A 23,372-nucleotide genomic window follows, 5' to 3' on the forward strand; every position below is an offset into this window, starting at 1 on the left:
CTCTCCTTTTGCGCCCCGTTGGGCTAATCACAATTGAGTATAGTTGGCACTCGGCCTAGGCAGAGTATTGCTTTCACTCTTACTCTAAGCGTTCTTCCTCTAAGCACTCTTTCTCAACGCTCCAGTCCAAGCTTTTGGCTTAGATCATCAAACTTAAGCAAATATCTCTTCAACCAGCTCTATCGCTTCGTCAAACTGGTAGGCGTTGACCATATTCAGCACTGGCACCATCTTCTGCGCCAATGACGATGGCAGGCGCTCGCGAATAGACTCGACCTTAGCTACCGCCTCAGAGTCCGCCTCTTCGAGCATCTGTAGCAAGGCCTTTATCTCGCTATCCAGCTCTTGGGGTGTCATCTCGGGCTGCGTTTGAGCTGCACCGGCCCCCAGCAGATTGTCATCACCGCCTGTCTGTCGCAGCCAATCGCCGATGGCGCCGCACAGACTGTCGATAAGCTCACCCATCTGCTCCAGCGCCTCTTTAATATCGGCCTCAGGCGTTTGACTCAGACTCGACTCTATCTGTTTAGCCATCTCGACTAACTCTGGGCAACAGAGGTTACCCGCCACCCCTTTCAGGGTATGGGCATAACGAATCGCCTCCTCATGCTGGCCCTGACTCAAGGCGGTGGCGATAAGCTCAGCGCAGCGAGACTGGCCGGTGTAGAAGCGCTCGAATATTCTGCGATACAAACGGGCAGAGTTTTGAACCAGCTGTAATCCCTTGTCCACATCCAGCAAAGGATGAGAAGGCCAATAAGCATCTTCCACCTCAAGGGGTGCGCTTTGCCCCTCTGCGGTATCTGAGGCAGAACGATTATTCCCCAGATATTCCAGCAGCGTCTTATAGAGGAGTGAGACCTCTATCGGCTTGGCGATATGGTCATTCATGCCCGCCCGCAAGCACATCTCCTTGTCACCGGCCATGGCGTTAGCCGTCATGGCGATCACCGGCAGCGAGGCCCAATCGGGGTTCTTGCGTAGCTCTGCCGTGGCCTGATAACCGTCCATCACGGGCATCTGACAATCCATCAACACCAGGTCGAAGCTCTGCATCGCCAGCTTCTCCAGGGCCACCTGCCCATTCTCGGCGATAGAGAGCACAACCCCTACCTGCTCGAGAAACTCGCTGGCGACCTCTTGGTTCATCTCGTTATCTTCCACCAGCAAGATTCGCTTACCCTTGAGCTGGGCCAATAATGCCTGACTGATCTCTTTGCCCTTGCGGCGCACAGACACGGCCCCCTCCTTACCCAGGGCCGACATGATGCCGTCCAGCAACCTGGAGGCGCTGATTGGCTTAGTGATATAGCCGGTGATCCCCGCCTGCTCCGCCTTGTCGATAAAATCACTGTCAGCATGGGCTGAGACGATCAAGATCTTAGGCGGGGTCGGCAGCAGAGACAGCATCTGCTTTGAAGTCTCCAGACCATCCATCTCAGGCATACGCCAGTCGATCAAGGCCACCTGGTAATCTGTCTCCTGACAACGGGTCAGGGCCTCACTACCGCTACGCACCGTATCGACGCTAAAGCCCATGCTCTCAAGGGTGCTGCGTAAAATATCCCTGGCGGTGGCGTTATCGTCGGCCACCAGAATGCGCATCCCTTCCAGCTCCTGCTCCACCTTGATCAGCTGGCTGTCAGAGATCTTAAAGCGGACGCTGAAGAAAAAGGTGCTGCCGTTGCCAAACTGGCTCTCCACGCCAATCTCACCGCCCATGAGTTCCACCAACTGCTTACAAATCGCCAAGCCGAGACCTGTGCCGCCATACTTGCGCGTCGTCGAACTGTCCGCCTGACTAAATGACTTAAACAACTTGGCGCGCTGCTCCTCGGTGAGGCCGATACCGTTGTCGCGCACGCTAAATTTCAGCAGTATCTCCTCATCCTCTCGCACCAGCTGGCTGATCGAGAGCATCACCTCTCCCTGCTCGGTAAACTTAATAGCGTTATTCATTAAATTGATTAGCACCTGACCCAGGCGCAACGGGTCGCCCACCAAGTGGCGCGGAATATTGGGCGCTACGGCAAACAACAGCTCCAACTGTTTGTCGGCCGCCTTGGCCGAGAACATGTCGCTGAGATCTTCAAGCAAGGTATCGAGCTGGAAGGGCACGGCCTCGATATCCAACTTGCCCGCCTCAATTTTAGAGAAATCCAGGATATCGTTGATGATCCCCAGCAGTGACTTAGAGGCGCGATCTATCTTCTCCACATAATTTTGCTGTTTCTTATCCAGCTCTGTCTGTAAACAGAGCTGCGACATGCCTATGATGGCATTCATCGGCGTGCGGATCTCGTGCGACATGTTGGCCAGGAAGTCACTCTTAGCCTTGCTGGCGGCATCGGCGGCATCCTTGGCCAAAATAAGCTCCTGCGACAGCTGCTTAAGGGAGCTGATATCCGCCATAGAGATCACCGCAGAGCGATACTCTCCCTGCTTGTCCGATAGCCCTGTCATGTTGGCATCCATCCACATGGCCTGGCCGCTATGATTGATCAGGCGGATATCCAAGTTGGCACTATCGCCACCATCACTCATCAGTGACTTGAAGCGATTCTTCGCCTCCAGCCCCTGCTCTGGGTCTTGATAATCGAAGAAGAGACTGCCCTTAAGCTGCGCCCTGGGTAGCTGCATGTAATGACTAAATTGCTCGTTGCAGTCCAGGATGACACCACGCTCATCGACATTCACAATCCCTATGCCGGCGTTATCAAACAGCGCCCTGAAATGCGCCTCGCGTTTGGCCAGTTCTCTGTCCATCCGCTTACGCTCTGTAATATCCATGAGATAGCCATGCCACACTAAGCTGCCATCTGCCTCCCTGTCACCGCGGGCGCCCGCCTGCAACCAGCGCTCCTCACCCGATGGATGCAGGTAACGAAACTCTTCGGTCCACTTGAGCCCTGAGTCACTTTTCCCCGACAAGGCCCGAATAATGCGGGGACGTTCGGAGTCGACAATACAGTTAGCCACCAGGTCAAAGTTGGCCAATAGCTGATCGCGATGAAAACCTAACGTGGTAATACAGGCACTGGAGAGGAAGGTAAAGTAACGCTTGTCATTGTCGAACCAGCGCAGCTGATAAACGGTATTGGGAATGGATTCTGTGATGGTCTCAAGCTGCTGCTGAGACTGGGCAATCTTCTCCTGAGCCAGCTTACTCTGAGTGATATCCTGAATGCTGCCATCAAACCAGAGCGCCTTGCCCTCATCGTCGTAGCTGGCCTTACCCTTTTCATGCACCCAATGGACACTGCCATCTCTGTGCTGAATACGGTACTGCACCTCGAAGGTCTGCTGCTCGGCGATCCCTTTGTTGATCGCCGCATCTGCCAGCGCCCTATCGGCTTCAAGGATCAAACTGGCAAAAGTGCGCTTACTGCTTTCGATAAAGTCTTCGGCGCCGTAGCCGGTGATCTCGGCAATATTGTCGCTAACATACTCCATCACCCAGCTCTCACCCAGACGGGTACGATAGACAGCGCCGGGAATATTGCTCACCAGACCGCGAAAACGACTCTCGCTGTCTTTAATCCGCTTAGCGATCGCCAACTCCTCGGTCATATCCCGCACCGAAGCGGCGACCTGACGCTTACCATCAACATCGGCTGGCAACAGGCCTAAGCTAACTTCCACCGAAAACAGACTGCCATCGGCCTTCTTGGCTTTCAGGGTTCGCCCCAATCCCTGCCCCATGCGGCGATCGACCCCTTCGCTGACAAACTTAGCCCTGAGCGCCGCATGATTGTCCACGGTATCGGGCACCAGCTGATCGACACTCAAGGCCAACATCTGCTGCGCATCATACCCAAACAGCTGCTGACAACGACTGTTGCTAAAGACTATCTTGCCCTGCTCATCGACAATCAGCATCGCCTCGGGGGCCGACTCCAGCACGGCATTGGACCAGGCCGCCGCCGAGAACTGCTCGGTCACATCGTTAAACAACATCTCGATAGAGAGGAGTTCACCGTTATCGGCCAGCAGCGGCTGCATAAAGAGATCCAACCGTCGTAACGTGCCGTTGGCGGCAATCATCTCCACCTGATGGGGTGGCACGCTATTGCCCTGCAGGGCACTGTCCATATACTCCCAGTTCACCTCGTTGATGGGGTTATCGGAGAACATGCGCTGATATTTGCGTTTGAGCAGATCTGGGCTTACGCCCAAGACCTTCTCAACCCCGGCGCTGACCTGGGCTATCTGGCCGTCGGGCTCAAGGGAGCAGTAAAACGATTTATCGCTCATGCCATCAATCAACTTGGCAAAGCGGTTCCCCCGGGAATCCAGTAGCGCCTCTTCACGCTGAGCCAGCACCTCGGCCAGTTCATTAAACTTATCTGTCAGGGTCACCACCTCGCTCACGGCGCCTCTGGGGCTGTCGATGCGCTTGGTCTTACCCGCGCCGAAGGCAACTATCCCCGCCGCCAGACGCTCGATGGGTAGCGACAGGCGCCTGGCGGTGAGATAGCCAGTTAAGTAAAGCACTATCGAGATAAGCAGTAAGGTGATCACCAGCGAAGAGAGGCCCATATAAAGCTGATGATAGAGTTTCTCCTCATGGGTCATCATCACCACGCGCCAGTTGAGCTTAGGCACCACACCGACGCTGGCCAGATAGGCCTGGCCATCTTTGGCTATCATGCGACTATTGCCAGATTCAGCCCCACCGATTAATTGCAGAAAGTCCTGATTTTCACTCGACGAAGACAGCCAGTTATCCTTGCCCTGAGACATAATCAACTGACTGTTTGGATGGTAGATAAGTTGCCCGTTCTCATCTAATACCAGCATACGATCCGCCTCGATGCCCGCCATACTCGGTAAGGTATCTAACGCCAGATCGACCGTCACTACCCCCCAGTAGGGACGCGACGGGCCAAAGGGTTGTGAGAAGGTGATCATCAAGATATTACCGGCGCCCTCATCGAAATAGGGCAGCGACCAGTAACCGTCGATATTATCGATAGCCTCGCTCCACCAGGCCCACTGACCATCGGTGTAGTCATAGCTATCGGCGCCGATATCCAGCATCTTTATCCCCGCTTGGTCGCGGTAGACATAGGGAGCATAAGGTTTTTGATTGTCTGTGAGTTCGGGGCGAAAGGCGATGGCGCTGGCGTAGAAATCTGTCTGGCGCTCCAGGCGACGGGTGAGCAGGAGTTTAAGCTCGGCATCCTCAGCGAATAATTTGTCATGGCCCATTTGCCCCAGCAGATCGGCAAAGGTGCGGGTATCTTGTTCGGCAAAGGAGAGGAAATAATGAACCCGTCGGGCCACCATTTCCGCCTGTTTCTCCAGATCGCCGTAGAGGTATTTTTCCTCGGCCTGATAATTAAACCAGGCATAGAGACTAAAGACCATGGCCATGATGGCAATTAGCGGCAAGGCAATTTGTACAAGTATCCGGCTACGAAAGGTACGAAGTCTGCTCATATCCATAATCCACAGTGCTATCGGCGCTTGACCCTAAGGCCCTGCTGTTGCTTACATCTATCCTCACCTAACTCCCCAAAAAGCGGGGCTATAGGTGCCGTATTAGCGCTCACTCTCTTGTGTCTGTCATTGCCGTTTTCTGACACAAAATCTGGTTCTTCAAAATAGTGAAAACTTGCTAACTTCATGATGAACCAGAAAAATACTTGTTCATTAAATCACCTTGCTTAACCGTAATCAACAACTTAACAACATCTTTACCCATTAGGTTTTAAGTATAAAACAGGCGAAAAATAAGCGACTTTTTATATTTCTCTCCCCCATCAGCCCTATTTCTTAGGCATCAAGGGATCGCACCGAGCACTTGATACGTATAGTGAGCAAAGCGCAGGCTAACTGCCATCACATCCCCTACTGATTGCACCTTGCAATCTGCTATCGATAGGGTTATCAATGGGTTTCATCATACTTTGCCAGATATAGATTCAGGCAAAAACCTAAGGACAGACAATGACGAGTGTCGCGACGCTAAGTGAGATCTCTAAAGGGTTTAACGATGGCGATAAGTTTCATCTGGTATTGGATAAACTGGATTTAACCCTCAACCAGGGAGAAACCGTGGCGCTCACCGGCCCCAGCGGCAGCGGCAAGAGCACCCTGCTCAATATTATCGCTGGCTTCGAGCGCCCCACCAGCGGCACCCTGACCCTGCTCGATCAGGCCAGTACCCATTGGGACGACAGACGCTGGAGTCAGTTCAGACATCATCAGTTGGGCGTGGTCTTTCAGCAGTTCAACCTGCTTACCCCGCTCAATGTGGAAGACAATATCGCCTTTCCGCTGCATCTTAATGGCGCGGCCTGGAATAGCTGGTGCGATCATCTCACCGACGCACTGGGCCTAAGGCCACTCCTAAAACGTCATGTGGATGCCTTATCGGGCGGTCAGCAGCAAAGGGTCGCCATCGCCAGAGCACTGGCCCATAAGCCCGCCTTACTGCTGGCCGACGAACCCACAGGCAACCTGGATCAGACCACCAGCCTTGAGGTGATGGAGCTTATCTGCGCCCTGGCAGGCGAAAACAACACCAGTATCTTGATGGTGACCCACTCAATGGAATGCGCCGCTTTTATGCAGCGCCGCTGGCATCTGGATCTCGGGCGGGTACATGAGTAGCCCTAAGCGCTCGTCCCATAAGGGCGAAAACATAAATAGCCCTAAGCCTTCGTCCCACAAGGGCGAAAACATAAATAGCCCTAAGCGCTCGCCCCATAAGGGCGAAAACATAAATAGCCCTAAGCGCTCGTCCCTTTGGTTAGCCACCCGTCAGACCCTGAGGGTCTTTAACGCTCACTATCGTCAGGCGCCCCTGCAAGCGGGCGCGATTCTGATCGGTATCATATTAGCCGTCACCTTATTGACCGGAGTGAGGGCCACCAACGAAAGCGCCATCGACAGCTACAGCGAGGCCGCCGAGCTACTGAGCCATCAGGCCAGCTCTCTCATCATGCCGCGCACGGGCCAAGCCCTTGATGAAAGCCTCTACTTTACCCTAAGGCAGCGAGGCTTCTCCCACAGCCTTGCCGTACTCGAGGGGCGGGCGCTGGATCAACACCAGCAGGCTTGGCAGATAGAGGGCAGCGATCTGGTTGCCGCGCTGGCGGCGGTATCAACGGCGCCAACCCAAGAGAGCACAAACCAAGAGTCAAACCACAAGAAAGACGCACCACCTGTGCCATCGATACGGGGAGAGCTCCCCCTTGGCGCCCTGTTGGCCGGCGAGCCTTTGGTATTAATGAGTCAAAGCCGGGCTGACGCTCTAGAAGGCGGGCAGCTCATTCTCAATGGCACCTTACTGACAGTGCAGGCCATCGACGACAGTTATCAGCTGGGGGATCGCCTGCTTATGGATATCTCGCTGGCGCAAACAGTGTTAGCTAAACCTGGAGAGCTTAGCTACATCGCCCTGTTCAGTGAACCCGGCGCCAGACAGGCCGAGCTTGAACAGCTACTCAGTGATAAGGTCAGTCTGGTTGAGAGTGATAACGGCGAGGCGATGAAGGCGCTGACAAACAGTTTTCATCTCAACCTCACCGCCATGAGCCTGCTGGCCTTTGTTGTCGGGCTGTTTATCGCCTATAACGGCGTGCGCTATAGCCTGCTCAAGCGCAAGCGACTCATCATACAACTGCAACAGCAAGGGGTGCGGCGCAGCGCCATCATGCTCGCCTTAGGCATGGAGCTTATGGTGCTGGTGCTGCTGGGCTCACTTATCGGCTTTATTCTGGGGCTTCAGCTAAGCTACTGGCTGCAACCTATGGTATCGGTCACTCTGGAGCAGCTCTATGGCGCCCACATACTGCCCGGCAGCTGGCGTTGGCAGTGGCTGGCCCAGGCTAGCCTGCTCACTCTGGTCGCCGCGCTGCTCGCCTGTAGCTCCTTGCTGCGCGAGCTGATACATCAACCACTTGCCCAGGGCAGTGGCCAGCTCAGCCTGCAACGCAGTGCGACCAAGGCGCAAAATCGCCTCATGCTGGTCGCCCTTCTTCTCGGTGGCATCACCCTGATACTCATGCCACTCAGCCAGGACTATAAATTCACCATGGCCTTACTGGGGCTTGTGGTGCTGGCCATCCCCATGGCCTTACCTTATCTGCTAAGAAAGCTTATCGGCCTAATACAGGGCCTGAGTCCAAAGGGACTTATCGCTTATCAAATTGCCGAAACCAAAGAGTTATTACCGCCTCTCTCACTGGCCATGATGGCCATGCTACTGGCGCTAACAGCCAACATCGCCATGAACAGCCTGGTGGGCAGCTTCGAGATCACCCTCAAACAATGGCTGGATGCCAGACTGCATGCCCAGCTTTATCTGCGACCACCCGCCAGTCAGATGATCGAGGTGGAAAAGGCGCTGGCACAATCGCCTGAGGTGACGGGACTCTATAAGCAGTGGCAGATTAAGACGCGCTATCAGCAGACCCCTATCTTTTTGCTGACGCGAGATCCTTACTCTATCGAGCACACCACCATCATCAAACAGGCCCAGCCTGAACTGTGGCAGGCGTTTTTCTCATCAATGCCTGACTCAGCGTCGCATTCCACAACGCCGCATTCCTCAACGCCGCTGGTCCTGGTCAGCGAACCCTTTGCCATCAAGCATGGCAAGCAACTGGGGAATAAGATTCAGCTCGCCGCACTTGGGGAGACACCATTGACCATAGCCGCCATCTATTATGATTACGGCAATCCCTACGGCGAGGTGATCATCGCGCCAGCCCTGTGGCAAGAGGCGCAGCTCGGCGAGACACCGCTCAGCCTGGCGCTCACCTATGATGGCGACCTAGATAACTTAAGCCAGCAGTTACAGGCGCGCTTCAACCTGCCCGATGCACTGGTCTACAGCCAGGAGAAGATAAAGTCCCAGGCGATCACCATGTTTAAGCGCACCTTCTCTATCACTCAGGTGCTCAATAGCCTGACCCTGATGGTGGCCGCCATCGGCCTGTTCAGTGCTTGCTATATGCTGACCCAGGCTCGGCTGGCTCCCATCGCCCGCCTCTACGCCCTGGGGGTGAATCGCCGCCAGCTGGTGCAAATGATCGTCGGTCAGATGCTCTTAATGGTGCTGCTCACCTGCCTGGTGGCGCTACCGACGGGGGCACTGCTGGGCTATCTATTGATCCACAAGGTGACACTGCAGGCCTTTGGCTGGAGTATCGCCATGGTCTGGGACTGGCAGGCCTATCTGCAACTGGTGGGGCTGGCATTACTCGCCAGCGCCTTGGCTGTCGCTTTCCCCCTCTACCAACAGACCAGACGCCCATTGATCTCAAGCCTACAGAGGGAGGTGCTATGACACGCTTACTAATGCTCAGTCTCATCGCTCTGCTACTGGGCTGTGATAAGCCTAAAGAGGAAACGGCGGGCGCCATGGGTAACCTTATGGGCTCTAACACAGAAGGTTATGCCCAGGTCATCAAAGGCAAAGCGCTTAGCTTTCCCAAGGATCACCAGGCCCATAATGATTTTAGGCAAGAGTGGTGGTATCTGACCGCCAACCTCACCACAGAATCTGGTGAGCCTCTCGGGGTGCAGTGGACCCAATTTCGTATCGCCCTGTCACCAGGCTCAACTGAATCACCCCTTGACTCAGCCAGTGCAAGCTCCTCCTGGGCGACCAATCAGCTCTATATGGCCCATAGCGCACTGACCACAAGTGATAAACACCTGACGCAGGAGCGCTGGTCTCGCGGCCACCCTGAACTGGCAGGCACCAGCACGGCGCCGCTAACAATAAAGCTCGATGAGTGGCGCTGGCAGAGTCAGGGCGAGCAGCTGTTTCCCGCCGAGTTACAGGTCGTTGGCGACAAGATGAGTTACCAGTTAACCCTTAAGAGTGACGCGCCGTTGCAACTGCAGGGCGATCAGGGCTACAGCATCAAAAACGCCAGTGGTAAGGTGGCCTCCTACTACTACAGCCAACCCTTTATCGAGATCAGTGGCAGGGTCAAGATCGACGGCCAAACCCAAAAAGTGACGGGTAAAGGCTGGTTAGATCGCGAGTGGAGCTCACAATTTTTAGACCGACATCAACAAGGCTGGGATTGGTTTGCCCTGCGCCTGGATGATGGCTCGGCGCTGATGCTGTTTCAGCTCAGAACAAACACCCAGGAGAAACCCTTCTTCAGCGCCCGGCGCATGTATCCAGATGGCCGCGGCCGCAACATAGAGAGCCAGGCCATCACAATGAAAGCCACCGACTGGCAACAGATAGGCGAGTCAAGCTACCCTGTGGCCTGGCAGATCGCCATCCCCAGCGAGCAGCTAAAGCTCACGATCTCGCCCCTCAATCCAGACAGTCTGATGCCCCTGAGCGTGCGCTACTGGGAAGGGCCTATCCAGATAAGCGGCTCCCATCAGGGCCAAGGGTATATGGAGCTCACCGGCTACTAGCGGCTCGTCACTAGCTGGTCGTTACTAGCTGATCGTCACTAGCTGGTCGCCAATGGCGAGCAGCCCATCAGCGCTATATACCTATGATGATATAAGCGTCATCCATGTTTACCGGGCTCGCCCTCACCTTCTTATAAGATGAAATGAGCCAAGTTAACCCGGGCCGACAAGGCCTTGTGGTCTCAAGGTATATAGCAGTCACCGGCAAGCGCGCCGCCGATGCTTTTCAATCTTGGATATTCCCCTTGCATCCCGTCGCGGGATAAATCGCTAAATTAGCACAAACCCAATTAATTTAAGGCTTTCACGCGAGTTTAAAAACCTCGTTTTATCGTGCGTTTTAAATCGGTCGCTAGGCAATATTGGACAAATTATCCAAGCTTGTTGAGGTAAAAATCAGCCAATGTCCAGCGCTAAATCCTGTTTAAATTTCGAACTGAGAGTTAGGTCACACGAAAAACTTTGATCTCGATCTACAAAAGCGCCAGTTACCCCTCAAGAGGTATACCCCTATAACCAGCAAGGTTTAGACTGAATCATATCCTTATGCGGTCAACACCCTAAATATCGCCAATATCCCGGGTGTCCAGCCGCCACAACAGGGTTAACCCATGACACAGGAATATCATGTTACCAGCCTGGTGGTTCACGCCTCACCAAGCGCAGTAACTCAAGTTACAGCGGATATCAACGCCCTGGCGGGCGCCGATATCCACGCCGTTACCGACGAGGGTAAGTTAGTCATTACTCTGGAAGGCGCCACCCAAGGTGCCATCCTCGATAACGTCGAAGCCATCAACGCCCTTAGCGGGGTGTTATCAAGCAGTCTTGTCTATCACCAAGTTGAACCATTAGAAGAAAAGAGTGAGGAAACACCATGAGCATTAGCCGTCGCGAGTTTCTAAAAGCCAACGCCGCAGTTGCCGCTGCGACCACGGTTGGTGTCACTCTGCCAGTGAAGATCGTTGAAGCCGCTGAGCAGAATGACAACATCAAGTGGGATAAGGCCCCCTGCCGTTTTTGCGGCGTGGGCTGTAGCGTATTGGTCGGCACCAATAACGGCAAAGTCGTTGCCACCAAGGGCGATCCAGAAAGTCCGGTCAATAAGGGCCTTAACTGTATTAAGGGCTACTTCCTATCCAAAATCATGTACGGTAAAGACCGTCTTACCACGCCGCTACTGCGCATGAAGAATGGCCAGTATGACAAAGAGGGTGAATTTACCCCGGTCAGCTGGGACAAAGCCCTGGATACCATGGCTGAAAAGTGGAAGCACACCCTGAAAACCAAGGGTCCTACCGCCGTCGGCATGTTCGGCTCAGGCCAGTGGACCGTTTGGGAAGGTTACGCCGCCTCTAAACTGCACAAGGCAGGCTTCCTCACCAACAACATAGATCCAAACGCCCGTCACTGTATGGCTTCGGCCGTAGGTGGCTTTATGCGTACCTTCGGTATCGACGAGCCTATGGGCTGTTACGATGACTTAGAAGCCGCCGATCAGTTTGTGCTCTGGGGCGCCAACATGGCCGAGATGCACCCAATCCTTTGGGCACGTTTATCGGATCGTCGCCTAAGTAGCCCTGATAGCCGCGTGCATGTGTTGTCGACCTTCGAAAACCGCAGTTTCGATCTCGCCGACAACCCTATGGTATTCCGCCCTCAGTCTGATCTGGTGATCCTTAACTTCATCGCCAACTACATCATTCAAAACGGTGCGGTGAACAAAGAATTTGTCAGCAAGCACACTAAGTTTGCCCTGGGCACCACAGATATCGGTTATGGTCTGCGTCCTGATCATCCGCTTGAGAAGAAAGCCAAAAACCCAGGCAATGGCAAGTCTAGCGCCATCAGCTTCGACGAGTACGCTAAGTTCGTCAGCACCTACACCCTGGAATACGCCGCCAAGATGAGTGGCGTCGAGCCAGAAAAACTCGAGATCCTGGCCAAGGCCTACGCCGATCCTAAGGTGAAGGTCATGAGCCTGTGGACCATGGGTATCAACCAGCACGTACGTGGTGTTTGGGCTAACAACATGCTCTACAACCTCCACCTGCTGACCGGTAAGATCTCTACCCCAGGTAACAGCCCATTCTCGCTAACCGGTCAACCGTCAGCCTGTGGTACCGCCCGTGAAGTGGGTACCTTCGCGCACCGTCTACCTGCCGACATGGTTGTGGCCAATCCTAAGCACAGAGCCGTGACCGAAAAGCTATGGCAAGTACCAGAAGGCACAATTCCGCCTAAGCCCGGTTTCCACGCCGTACTGCAGAGCCGCATGCTCAAAGATGGCAAGCTCAACTGTTACTGGACCATGTGTACCAACAACATGCAGGCTGGCCCTAACATCAACGATGAGATCTACCCAGGTTTCCGTAACCCAGAAAACTTCATCGTGGTGTCAGATCCTTACCCAACGGTCACCGCCATGGCTGCCGACCTGATTCTGCCGACCGCCATGTGGGTCGAGAAAGAAGGTGCCTATGGTAACGCCGAGCGCCGTACCCATATGTGGCACCAGCAGGTCAAGGCACCAGAAGGCGCCAAGTCTGACCTTTGGCAGCTAGTTGAGTTCTCTAAGCGCTTCAAGGTATCAGAAGTTTGGCCAGCAGAACTGGTAGCCAAGAAGCCTGAATACGCTGACAAGACGCTCTATGATGTGCTGTTTGCCAACGGGGTGATCAACAAGTTCCCCACCTCAGACTGTAAGGGTGAGCTAAACGATGAGTCAGAAGCCTTCGGCTTCTACCTGCAAAAGGGTATCTTCGAAGAGTACGCCCAGTTCGGTCGCGGCCATGCCCACGACTTAGCCGACTTCGACACCTACCACGAGACCCGCGGTCTGCGCTGGCCTGTGGTCAATGGCAAAGAGACGCTGCGCCGCTTCGTCGAAGGTAGCGACCCTTATGTCAAAGCCGGTGAAGGCTTTAACTTCTACGGTAAGCCAGACGGTAAGGCGGTGATCTTCGCTCTACCTTACGAGCCTGCCGCCGAAGAGCCGAACGAAGAATACGATCTCTGGATGTCGACGGGCCGCGTGCTCGAACATTGGCATACAGGGTCTATGACCGCCCGCGTTCCCGAGCTGTATCGCGCCTACCCAGATGCACAGATCTTCATGCATCCGGAAGACGCCAAGGCCCGTGGTCTACAACGTGGTGATGAAGTGGTCGTGGCCTCGCCTCGCGGTGAAGTCAAGACACGTGTTGAAACCAAAGGCCGGAACAAACCGCCACGAGGCGTGGTATTTATGCCATTCTTCGATGCGCGCCAACTGGTCAACAAGTTGTTACTGGACGCCACAGATCCTCTCTCGAAAGAGACAGATTTCAAGAAGTGTCCGGTAAAAGTGATGAAAGCCTAAAGCGGTTCAGTGAACCCTTTAATCGCTTGAGTTAAACATCGAATACGAAGAGCTAGATATGAGCCAGGTCAATCGCAATAGTAAAACTAAGGGGGTCAATCGCCGCCAGTTCTTAGCCACTACGGCTAAGGCAGGTTGCGCTATGGGTCTCTTAGGGCTAGGTGTCAGTGGGGTTGCCAAGCAATCCTCGCACCTGGACCCTATGGCGGTTCGACCACCTGGCGCCTTGGATGAGCAAGATTTTCTGTCGGCCTGTGTACGCTGCGGACTCTGTGTTGAGGCCTGCCCCTACGACACCCTGAAACTGGCTCGCTGGTTTGAGGGTGCCCCCACGGGTACGCCTTACTTCACGACCCGCAAAGTGCCCTGTGAGATGTGCGAAGATATCCCCTGTGTGAAAGCCTGCCCTTCGGGTTCGCTGGATCACGGCTTGACCAATATCGAAGAGGCCAAGATGGGGATAGCGGTACTGATCGACGAGAAAAACTGTCTCAACTTCAAAGGGCTGCGTTGTGACGTCTGTTACCGCGTCTGCCCCTTGATCGACAACGCCATCACGCTCGAACGGCAGCGTAACCACCGCAGCGACCACCACGCCATGTTTATCCCCACGGTCAACAGCGACACCTGTACCGGCTGTGGCAAGTGTGAACATGCCTGCGTGTTGGAAGAAGCGGCCATTAAGGTGCTGCCGGCTCATATTGCGCTCGGTAAAACCGCAACCCACGATACCTATATCAACACAGAAGAGACCACGCTGGAGATGTTGAATAAGGGGCTCACACTATGAAGAACGGCATGAGTAATACGAAGATGACAGCGCCAGGCGCGGCTCAGACACGTTTCGCTCAGGCGGCGATCGATGAACTAGGCTGGTGGCGTGCCCACAAGTTCCTGTTCCTGCGTCGTGCCAGTCAGCTGTGTGTGCTGCTGACCTTTGCCATCGGCCCCTGGATGGGGCTCTGGATACTCAAAGGTAATCTCTCTTCCAGCGAGTTGCTGGGGGCTGTGCCCCTGTCAGATCCCCTGGTCACCCTGCAGGTGCTGATGACGGGACACCTTCCCGAAACCGCGCTGCTTGTCGGTGCGCTCATCATAGCGCTGTTCTACCTGCTTGCGGGTGGACGGGTGTTCTGCAGCTGGGTCTGCCCGGTCAACCTGGTCACCGACGCTGCCAGCTGGCTAAGACGCAAACTGCGTCTGCCACGCACCGCCGAGATGCCCAGGAACCTGCGCTACTACCTGCTGGCCCTGGTGCTACTACTGCCCTTGGTCACAGGCATTACCGCATGGGAGTGGGTCAACCCAGTGCCTATCCTCTACCGCGCCCTGCTGTTTGGTGCCGGTAGTGGGCTATGGATACTGGCGATGATCTTCTTGCTGGATCTCTTCATTAGTGAACGGGCCTGGTGTGGTCACCTGTGTCCCACCGGCGCCCTGTTTGCCCTGCTGGGCAAGGCGAGCCCGGTTAAGGTCTCTGCGGTCAATGCCAAGGCATGCGACAACTGTATGGATTGTTTTGAGGTGTGTCCCGAGCGGCAGGTGTTAAAGCCTGCTCTTAAAGGCGACAACCCCATGATAGTCGACAGTGATTGCACTCAGTGCGGCCGATGTATCGATGTTTGTGCCCAACGCGTTTTCCAGTATCAAAATAGAATTGCCCTAAAGGCGGAGAACAACCAATGAAAAAAGTACTCACTTTAGTCGCGCTGATGGCGCTAGGTGCCTGTTCCGGTCAGCAAAGCGACATTGCGGCCGAACCTGTGAATATCAGTTCACTCGGAAAAGGCGAGATCACCGCGGTACGTGCCGCTGACGAGATGCCGACCTATCCAAGCAGAGGTCAGTCAATCGAGCGTGGCTTCGTCCACCAGCCACCGCTGATCCCGCACAAGGCCGACTACCCAATCAGCATCAAGAAGAATGGCTGTATGACCTGTCACAGCCCAGAGAAAGCTAAGCGCATGAAGGCGACCGAGATTCACGCGTCGCACATTCTGCCAGACAGCAAGCTCAACTATGAGTATTTCAACTGTACTCAGTGTCACGTGCCACAGGCGGAAAACAAGCAGAAGTTGGTTGAGAATAATTTCTCGAATCAATAAAACTTGAAGTTCGGGTCTTGCAGACTTGAACGTTAGACGCTGAAAACATAAAAACCACCCGACAAAGGGTGGTTTTTTATTGCCTGGCCGCAACCTTGGCCTAGCTAGTTGTTAGCATCTAACCGTATTGCCGTTTGGCCTCGCGCTGATAATCGCACCTTCATGGCAATCTATCGCCTGCCTAGCGGGGATGGAGACACATTGTAATTAATGTGCGAAAAACTCAGTGTTAGAGTTAACGTCGCGGTCGTTGGCTAAGTCGATTTGAAGGTCGCACCTTCGCTGTAACCTAACGCCTGCCCGGCGGGGGAATATGGAGACACATTGTAATTAGTGTTTGAGAAACAGAATATTAGCGCTAAGCGTCATGGTCATTGGCTAAGTGAATTTGAAGGTCGCACCTTCATGGCAATCTAACGCCTGCCCGGCGGGGGTTGTGCAAACACTATTTTGGCTCGCCGCAAGCACATCCATGTGGGCTCTGCGAAATCATCCATGATTTCGAAGGCCAAAATCGTGTTTACACTGAGTATCTAACGTCTCTTCGATTTAACTTCATTAGTTATCGATAGAATAAACCAAGCATACTTCTAGCACGGCGGTACTGACCTACATGGATGTAGGGAATGCCAAAAAATGTAGGGAACATTTTTGGCCATGCCGCCGAGAGCCAAAAGTGTGCTTACACCCGTATCTAACGTCTCTTCGACTTAACTTGATCTGTTTCTGCCTTTGCTAGGGCATTAAGTCCGGTTGATTTTTCCTATCTAACACCCATTTAAATTAAGACGGTGAATTGATAGGTTAGGCAAATGGATCTTGTAGGGCGATTGGGTGGCTGGGAGCCACTATTATGCTATTTCGTGGCAGGCTTTCTCTTTATCCTGCTTCTGTGGGCACTGGCAAGGCTGGTCGGCTGGGCCAAGGGGATGCCCACTGGGGCTTATCTCGCCTTGGCGTTATTTCCTTTAATTTCGTTATTTCCCATACCGCCGAGTGAGATCAAAAAATTGCAGCGTATTAAACAAGAAGAGGTTAAACGGGAGCAGGAGTCTTGCGACCCGGCTAGCGATGAGCCGCCCTCGGGTGCTTTGTAATGAGCGAGTTCTGTAAAAAACGTCTGTTTGGCAGGCGTTAATAACATAAGGAGTATGTGTGAAAATCTACGGCGATCTGCAGTCTGGTAACTGCTACAAGGTGAAGTTGTTGTGCGCCCTGTTGGGCATTGAACATGAATGGATTTATGTGGATATTCTCGCGGGCGATACCGGCAATAGCGAGTTTCTGGCCAAGAACCCCAACGGCAAGATCCCCCTGCTGGAGCTCGATGATGGCCGCTGCCTCAGCGAGTCCAACGCCATCTTGAACTATCTCGCCACCGACAGCGAACTCCTGCCCAAAGACAGCTTTGCCCTCGCCAAAGTGCAGCAATGGCAGTTCTTCGAGCAATACAGCCATGAGCCCTATATTGCCGTGGCACGCTTTATCGCCAAATACCTCGGGCTGCCGGACGATCGCCGCGCCGACTATGAGTCAAAACAACAAGGCGGCCACAAGGCGCTGGCGGTGATGGAAGGCCAGCTGCAAGAGACGCCCTATTTAACCGGCGAGCAGCTGACCACGGCCGACGTCGCTCTGTATGGCTACACCCATGTGGCCGACGAAGGCGGATTCGATCTCAATCACTACCCGGCGATTCAATCATGGCTTAAGCGCATCGCCGCGCACCCCAAATATATGGCTATGGTTTAATATCACCAATACCTAATATAGCTGCGGTATAAGCATGTAAAAATGGCCTAACACGGATAAGGGACAATAGATGACACATAAGGGAAAACTCTTCTTTTTCTGCGGCAAAATGGGCGCGGGCAAGTCGACCAAGGCAAGACAAATCGCCGATGAAAAAGGGGCGCTGTTACTGTCGGAAGATGAATGGTTAGCGGCTCACTTTCCCAATCAGATTGAGTCATTTGACGACTATATTCACTATTCAAGCCTCATCAAACCCTTCATCAGAAACCATGTGGCACACCTGATAAATATCGGCACTAAGGTGGTGATGGATTTTCCCGCCAACACTAGGAAGCAGCGGCAGTGGTTTATCTCGCTCTGCCACGAGCTAGCTTGCGAGCATCAGCTCATCTATCTGGAGCTCAGCGATCAGCAGTGCCTGGCTCAAATAGGCAAGCGGCGCCAGGAACAGCCAGAACGCGCCCACTTCGATAACGAAACCATGTTCCATCATGTGACGCAATATTTTGAGCCGCCAACCGACGATGAAGGTCTGAATATATTGCTAGTCAAAGGGGATGACTAAGTTTGAAGTAAAAGGTTGCCCCCTTTATTTGCTTTAACCGAATTTGGCTGCATTGTAATTTATTGAAAGTATTTGAGGGTCGTACCTTCATGGCAACCTATCGCCTACCCGACGGGGGAATAGGGAGACACATTGTAATTAGTGTCTGAGAAACTGAATATTAGCGCTAAGCGTCATAGTCATTGACTAAGTGGATTTGAAGGTCGCACCTTCGCTGCAATCTAACGCCTGCCCGGCGGGGGTTGTGCAAGCACTCTTTTGGCACGCCGAGGTTCCGTCCCTGGAGGCTTCACGGCGGCGTCCATGCCGCCGAGAGCCAAAAGTGTGCTTACACCCGTATCTAACGTCTCTTCGATTTAACCTCACTGAATTCTCCCAGAGACAAGCAATTATTTTTCGATAAAAAGCAGGCAAATATGTGACATTACATATTGATGGCCACTAACAAGATAGATTAAAGTATAACCAGTTAAGGACAGAGCTAGGCCAACTCGACTCAAACATCGACCACGCCATTCAGGGAATGAAAAGCCAACCACCATGAGCCAATCAACTCCCTTAAAAAGTTAACTCTGACCCCATTTATTCATTTATTTAAAGAGAATCAAGGACGAGGATAATCGCTTTACGTGCCATCAGTAATCTCCTTGCTCCATTTGAGATTCAGCACCAAGTGTTTTGAGTAAATCAACCAATAAGCTTGAAGTACCGAATCGATAATGTTGAGCATTCAACCAATCACGACCCATTATATTGGAAGCAGATTCTAGATAATCCTTGGCATCCTCAGTGGTCTTTACGCCGCCAGCGGCTTTAAATCCTACTTTATCTTGTGCCCCTAAGTCATAAATGGTCTGAACCATAATGCGAGCAGCTTCAGGTGTGGCATTGATAAGAACTTTTCCGGTTGAAGTTTTGACAAAATCAGCTCCAGCACGAATAGATAACTCAGTCGCCTTTCGGATTAAGTCTTCTGTTTTAAGCTCACCAGATTCAATAATTACCTTTAAAGTGACATCCCCACAAAGCTCTTTTGCAGATTTGATCATTTCAAAACCAATCTGTTCATTGCCTGCCATTAAAGCTCTGTATGGGAAAACGATATCTATTTCATCGGCACCATAAGCTAACGCAGCACTGGTCTCTGCTAATGCGATATTTAGATCGTCATTACCGTGAGGGAAATTAACGACTGTGGCTACCTTAATGTCCTTTGTTCCCTGCTTTTTAAGCTGTTTCTTAGCAACTGGAATAAATCTCGGAAATATGCAGATTGCAGCAGTCATGCCAAAAGGAGTTGCAGCGTTTTGGCATAATTTGATGATACATTCATCAGTTTCGACATTAGTTAATGTAGTTAAATCTAAAAGGCCAATGGTTTTTTTTGCGACAGTTGAAAAAGTGTCCATTACAAATCCTAGTAACTATATGAAAGATGGAGGCTAGTAACTATATGAAAGATGGAGGAGCGATTTCACAACATGGCTCCTCCATAGAGGGAAGAATTAGATAACAAATGAGATAAAGATACCTGCAATGGCTGCACTTAATAAGTTCGAGCAACTTGCCGCAATTAAGGTGCGTACACCGTATTTCGCAATAAAGTCGGTACGTGATGGGCAAAGTGTGCCTAAGCCACCAATTAAGATGCCGATTGAAGCAATGTTAGCAAAACCACATAGTGCGAAGCTGATGATAACTTTGGTTTTTTCATCTAAAACTTGTAAGCCAGCTTGAGCGACTAAAGCAGGATCTTGCAAGTATGGTGATAAGTCTGAGTAAGCCACAAACTCATTTACAATCAGCTTTTTACCTATCATCGCGCCCGCAATGCCAATATCGGCTAGCGGCACACCTAATAAGAAAGCTAATGGCGAGAAGATCCAACCTAAGATAAGTTCTAAGGTTAAGGTCATACCGAACATATCACCCACGCCGCCTAAAATGGTATTTACTAGCGTGACTAAACCGATCATGGCAATCAACATAGCACCGATGGCTGCTGCTAGTTTTAGGCCGCTCATAGCACCTTCACCTGCCGCCGCTAACAAGTTAACTGGTGGTTTCTCGGTAAAAGTAATCGAGTTACTAATGGTATAAGTAGGTTGCTCAGTTTCTGGCACCATTAATTTTGCGAACAAGATACCGCCAGGCACAGCCATAAATGACGCTGCAAGCAAGTATTCCATGTTCACGCCCATCATAGCGTAACCAGCTAATACTGTGCCTGAAACAGAAGCCATACCACCACACATGATGGCGAAAAATTCTGAGTCAGACATTTTTGGCATATATGGCTTAACCACTAATGGCGCTTCACTTTGGCCGACAAAAGCGTTAGATACTGCCGACATAGATTCAGCTTGGCTAGTACCAATGACTTTAGACACCGCGCCGCCAATAATGCGGATCACGTATTGCATTACACCTAAGTAATACAGCACAGAGATTAATGCCGAGAAGAACACCACTAGCGGTAATACATTCAGCGCAAACACAAAACCAATGCCTTCGACCGAGAAGTTAACTAAGTTACCAAATAAGAATTGGATACCCGATTTACCACTGTCTAATACAGCATGCACGCCGTGAGACATGCCTTCTAAAGTTGCGCGACCAAATGGTACATAAAGTACGAACGCACCAATGGCCATTTGTAAGGCGAAAGCCGAGCTAACCACTCGCAATGAAATGGCCTTTCGATTGACTGAGCATAAGTAGCCGATGGCGATTAATGCAGCAATGCCTAAAAATCCGATAGCAAACATACAAGCTCCTACGAGTTGAAGTGGCTCTTCATAAATTCATTAATTAGCTTGATAAAGTTAGCTTCAGCTAACTTAGCGCACTTCAAGGTCTGGTCGTGTGAAAGCTCAACATCACCTAAACCTTCAGCCATGTTAGTGATAGCGCAAACAGCTAGCACAGGTAGGCCACAGTGAGCTGCTGAAATAACTTCGGGTACCACAGACATGCCAACCACATCGCCGCCGATAATTTGCATCATGCGGATTTCCGCAGGGGTTTCAAAGTTAGGGCCAGTGTAAGATACAAAGACACCTTCATTTAAAGTAATGTCGTTTTGCGTAGCAATGGCGAGCGCTTCTCGGCGTAAGTCTTTGTCATATGCGTTAGCTAAGCTAAAGAAGCGTGGGCCGTATGCTTCATCATTTGGACCGCACATTGGTGATTCAGGCATGGTATTGATGTGATCGTTAAAGGCAACTAGTGAACCAACATCAATGCGATCTGGGCGTAATGAACCCGCAGCGTTAGTCACAAGTAAGAACTCACAACCTAAGCGTTTGAAAACACGAACAGGTGTGGTCATCACTTTCATGCTTTGGTGTTCATAGTAGTGGCCACGACCTTTCATGCAAATCACTTCAACGCCATTCATAGTGCCTAATACTAATTCACCTGAGTGACCTTGTACTGTACTTACAGGGAAACCTGCTAGCTCTTCATATGGGATCACAACTTTGTCTTGTAGTTCATCCGCAATGACGCCTAAACCTGAACCTAAAATAAAGGCCGCTTTAGGTGAGAAATTAGGTTTACGTTCTTGGATAGTGTTAATCGCTACTACAACTGGATCTGTGCTCATAATGTACCTCTGAGTGAGTTAAGTGGCTTGATAGTAGCAGAGCGTTTTTTGCTGAACATCGCCAAAAACCTGTTAATCATGCTATATTTCAGCATGATTAATGCGATCCTAAACGGCTTTGGGTTGGTGTTATTAGTGCTGATAATATGCGAATGGAAGTGGATTTATGAAAAAAACCAATGAATTCATAGATAAGATTACTTTAAAGATGCTGCGTTATTTTTATGAACTAGCGCAAACCGAGCATTTTGGTAAAGCTGCCAGTAACTTAAATATCACCAACTCGCCTCTGAGTAGCCAAATTAAGGAGCTGGAAGGGCTTTTAGGAGTGAAATTACTGACAAGAAACTCCAGAAATGTGAGCTTGACCACAGCAGGTGGGGTGCTAAAACTTGAGTGCGATCATCTTTTTCGCTCTTTTGACCATGCCATGCTCAAAGTGCAGCATGCTGATCGCAAGCAAAGTCAGCAGATTAAATTGGGTATTGTCAGTTCGGCATTTTGGGCTGGCTTAGGCGATATGGTGAAAGGCTTCAATCACGCTTATCCTGATTACAGTATCGACATGTTGGAAATGTCACCCCGTATGCAAAAGCAGGCGATTTTAGATAAAAGTATTGATATTGGCATAGTACGCTTTGCCGATGCGCTAGATATTCATCCTTTATCTAGCAAGCCATTAACTAATGAGCGCTTTGTTGTGGCAATGGCACAAGATCACCCGTTATCTGCGAGTAGTCAGTTATCATTGCCTGAACTTCGTAGTCAGAATTTCACTTTTATGCGCCGCGAAAACTCAGCATCTGCATCACTAATTATTAATGAATGTAGCCAAGCGGGTTTTGTGCCCGAGGTGGCTAAAGAATTTGTCGAGCCGACCAGCTTAATGGCTTATGTTGCAATTAGTCAGTCGGTTGCGATTGTGCCCTCAAGTTTTACCGCCCATCAATGGGACGGCATCGAGTTTGTGCCGTTAAAGGAGAAAATTCCCGCCAGCTTATGTGCGATATTTGACCCTAGAGCCATGTCTGATGCGGCTAAATTATTAGTCGATAGCATGGCTCATTAAAGCGGTTTATTAAATTCCTAGTGTCATCAGCCCCTAACTAATTGCCACTTCTTTATCATTAGCAAGAGTAAGTGGGGTCAGAGTAAACATTCCCTAAAATTCATGTCTCTCTCATTTAGCTTTTCTCCATACAAGGCTAAATCGAAGAGATGGATAACTCGGTGTAGGTACGGCTGTGACCTTCCGTGACAGGGATGTCACGGCAGAGCCTACAGGGAATGTACTTGAACAACATCCCTGTTTAAGGGCCAGTTCGGCATCCATGCCTCTCGTTCGTTGGCTCAAAGCTGCGCTTCACTCTCCGTGTCACAGCAGTACCTGCGCATAAAGATCGCTCTTTTGCCCCCCTGCAATCGCGACATTGGCGCATCCATGCACTGCACCTACTGCCAAGCCATTAAAAACAATGAAGCATTGGTCTTCAGCAGGCAAAACTCAATTCCAAAAGGCTTTGGCTTACCAACCCCACCTCAAATACTTCGTGTACCCAAACACAGCTAAATCGAAGATAG

Annotated in this window: 16 protein-coding genes; 12 read left to right on the top strand and 4 right to left on the bottom strand. The window is 51.6% G+C overall.

Annotated features, from left to right (window positions below):
• Window positions 1–153 precede the first annotated feature (153 nt).
• Window positions 154–5,448: a PAS domain S-box protein gene (locus CFF01_RS14830; protein ID WP_088905303.1), complete on the bottom strand. Its 5,295-nt coding sequence runs from the start codon at window positions 5,446–5,448 to the stop codon at window positions 154–156.
• A gap of 504 nt (window positions 5,449–5,952) precedes the next feature.
• Here CFF01_RS14830 and CFF01_RS14835 point away from each other — a divergent pair.
• From CFF01_RS14835 to CFF01_RS14885, 11 genes are all read left to right on the top strand, one after another.
• On the top strand, window positions 5,953–6,618 hold the full coding sequence (locus CFF01_RS14835; RefSeq protein ID WP_088905304.1) for an ABC transporter ATP-binding protein: 666 nt from the start codon (window positions 5,953–5,955) through the stop codon (window positions 6,616–6,618).
• Complete coding sequence (locus tag CFF01_RS14840; protein ID WP_088905305.1) at window positions 6,611–9,301, top strand: ABC transporter permease; 2,691 nt, start codon at window positions 6,611–6,613, stop codon at window positions 9,299–9,301. The genes CFF01_RS14835 and CFF01_RS14840 overlap by 8 nt, the downstream gene beginning before the upstream one ends.
• Entirely contained in the window at window positions 9,298–10,398 is a 1,101-nt protein-coding gene (locus CFF01_RS14845) for a lipocalin-like domain-containing protein (protein WP_088905306.1), read from the top strand. Before CFF01_RS14840 ends, CFF01_RS14845 begins: the two co-directional genes overlap by 4 nt.
• Before the next feature lie 611 nt (window positions 10,399–11,009).
• On the top strand, window positions 11,010–11,279 hold the full coding sequence (locus CFF01_RS14850) for a chaperone NapD (protein WP_033540625.1): 270 nt from the start codon (window positions 11,010–11,012) through the stop codon (window positions 11,277–11,279).
• Window positions 11,276–13,759 carry a nitrate reductase catalytic subunit NapA gene (gene napA / locus CFF01_RS14855; RefSeq protein ID WP_088905307.1) on the top strand — a complete coding sequence of 828 codons (2,484 nt, stop codon included), beginning with the start codon at window positions 11,276–11,278 and terminating at the stop codon, window positions 13,757–13,759. Before CFF01_RS14850 ends, napA begins: the two co-directional genes overlap by 4 nt.
• Window positions 13,760–13,817: 58 nt before the next feature.
• Window positions 13,818–14,549: a ferredoxin-type protein NapG gene (napG, locus tag CFF01_RS14860; RefSeq protein WP_088905308.1), complete on the top strand. Its 732-nt coding sequence runs from the start codon at window positions 13,818–13,820 to the stop codon at window positions 14,547–14,549.
• Window positions 14,550–14,557: 8 nt separating this feature from the next.
• Window positions 14,558–15,445 (top strand): quinol dehydrogenase ferredoxin subunit NapH, encoded by an 888-nt coding sequence (napH, locus tag CFF01_RS14865; RefSeq protein ID WP_232479450.1) that lies wholly within the window; start codon window positions 14,558–14,560, stop codon window positions 15,443–15,445.
• Entirely contained in the window at window positions 15,442–15,864 is a 423-nt protein-coding gene (locus CFF01_RS14870; RefSeq protein ID WP_033540628.1) for a nitrate reductase cytochrome c-type subunit, read from the top strand. Before napH ends, CFF01_RS14870 begins: the two co-directional genes overlap by 4 nt.
• Window positions 15,865–16,676: 812 nt before the next feature.
• Window positions 16,677–16,961: a hypothetical protein gene (locus tag CFF01_RS14875; RefSeq protein ID WP_198387176.1), complete on the top strand. Its 285-nt coding sequence runs from the start codon at window positions 16,677–16,679 to the stop codon at window positions 16,959–16,961.
• A gap of 58 nt (window positions 16,962–17,019) precedes the next feature.
• Window positions 17,020–17,616 (top strand): glutathione S-transferase family protein, encoded by a 597-nt coding sequence (locus CFF01_RS14880; protein ID WP_088905310.1) that lies wholly within the window; start codon window positions 17,020–17,022, stop codon window positions 17,614–17,616.
• Window positions 17,617–17,686: 70 nt separating this feature from the next.
• Window positions 17,687–18,184 (top strand): AAA family ATPase, encoded by a 498-nt coding sequence (locus tag CFF01_RS14885; protein WP_088905311.1) that lies wholly within the window; start codon window positions 17,687–17,689, stop codon window positions 18,182–18,184.
• Window positions 18,185–18,819: 635 nt separating this feature from the next.
• Here CFF01_RS14885 and deoC read toward each other — a convergent pair.
• The 3 genes from deoC to xapA form a co-directional block, all read right to left on the bottom strand.
• A complete protein-coding gene (gene deoC / locus CFF01_RS14890) occupies window positions 18,820–19,593 on the bottom strand; it encodes a deoxyribose-phosphate aldolase (RefSeq protein ID WP_088905312.1) in 774 nt (257 codons plus the stop codon).
• A 96-nt stretch (window positions 19,594–19,689) separates the two neighbouring features.
• On the bottom strand, window positions 19,690–20,952 hold the full coding sequence (locus tag CFF01_RS14895; protein WP_088905313.1) for a NupC/NupG family nucleoside CNT transporter: 1,263 nt from the start codon (window positions 20,950–20,952) through the stop codon (window positions 19,690–19,692).
• Window positions 20,953–20,960: 8 nt separating this feature from the next.
• Window positions 20,961–21,791, bottom strand: coding sequence for a xanthosine phosphorylase (gene xapA / locus CFF01_RS14900; RefSeq protein WP_088905314.1), 831 nt, complete (start codon window positions 21,789–21,791; stop codon window positions 20,961–20,963).
• Window positions 21,792–21,957: 166 nt separating this feature from the next.
• Between xapA and CFF01_RS14905 the strand changes: the two genes are divergently transcribed.
• The gene (locus tag CFF01_RS14905) at window positions 21,958–22,860 is read left to right on the top strand and encodes a LysR family transcriptional regulator (RefSeq protein ID WP_198387063.1); all 903 of its coding nucleotides are present in this window, start codon (window positions 21,958–21,960) and stop codon (window positions 22,858–22,860) included.
• Window positions 22,861–23,372 lie beyond the last annotated feature (512 nt).

Origin of the sequence: Shewanella marisflavi, from assembly GCF_002215585.1 — a bacterium.
Classification (GTDB): domain Bacteria; phylum Pseudomonadota; class Gammaproteobacteria; order Enterobacterales; family Shewanellaceae; genus Shewanella; species Shewanella marisflavi.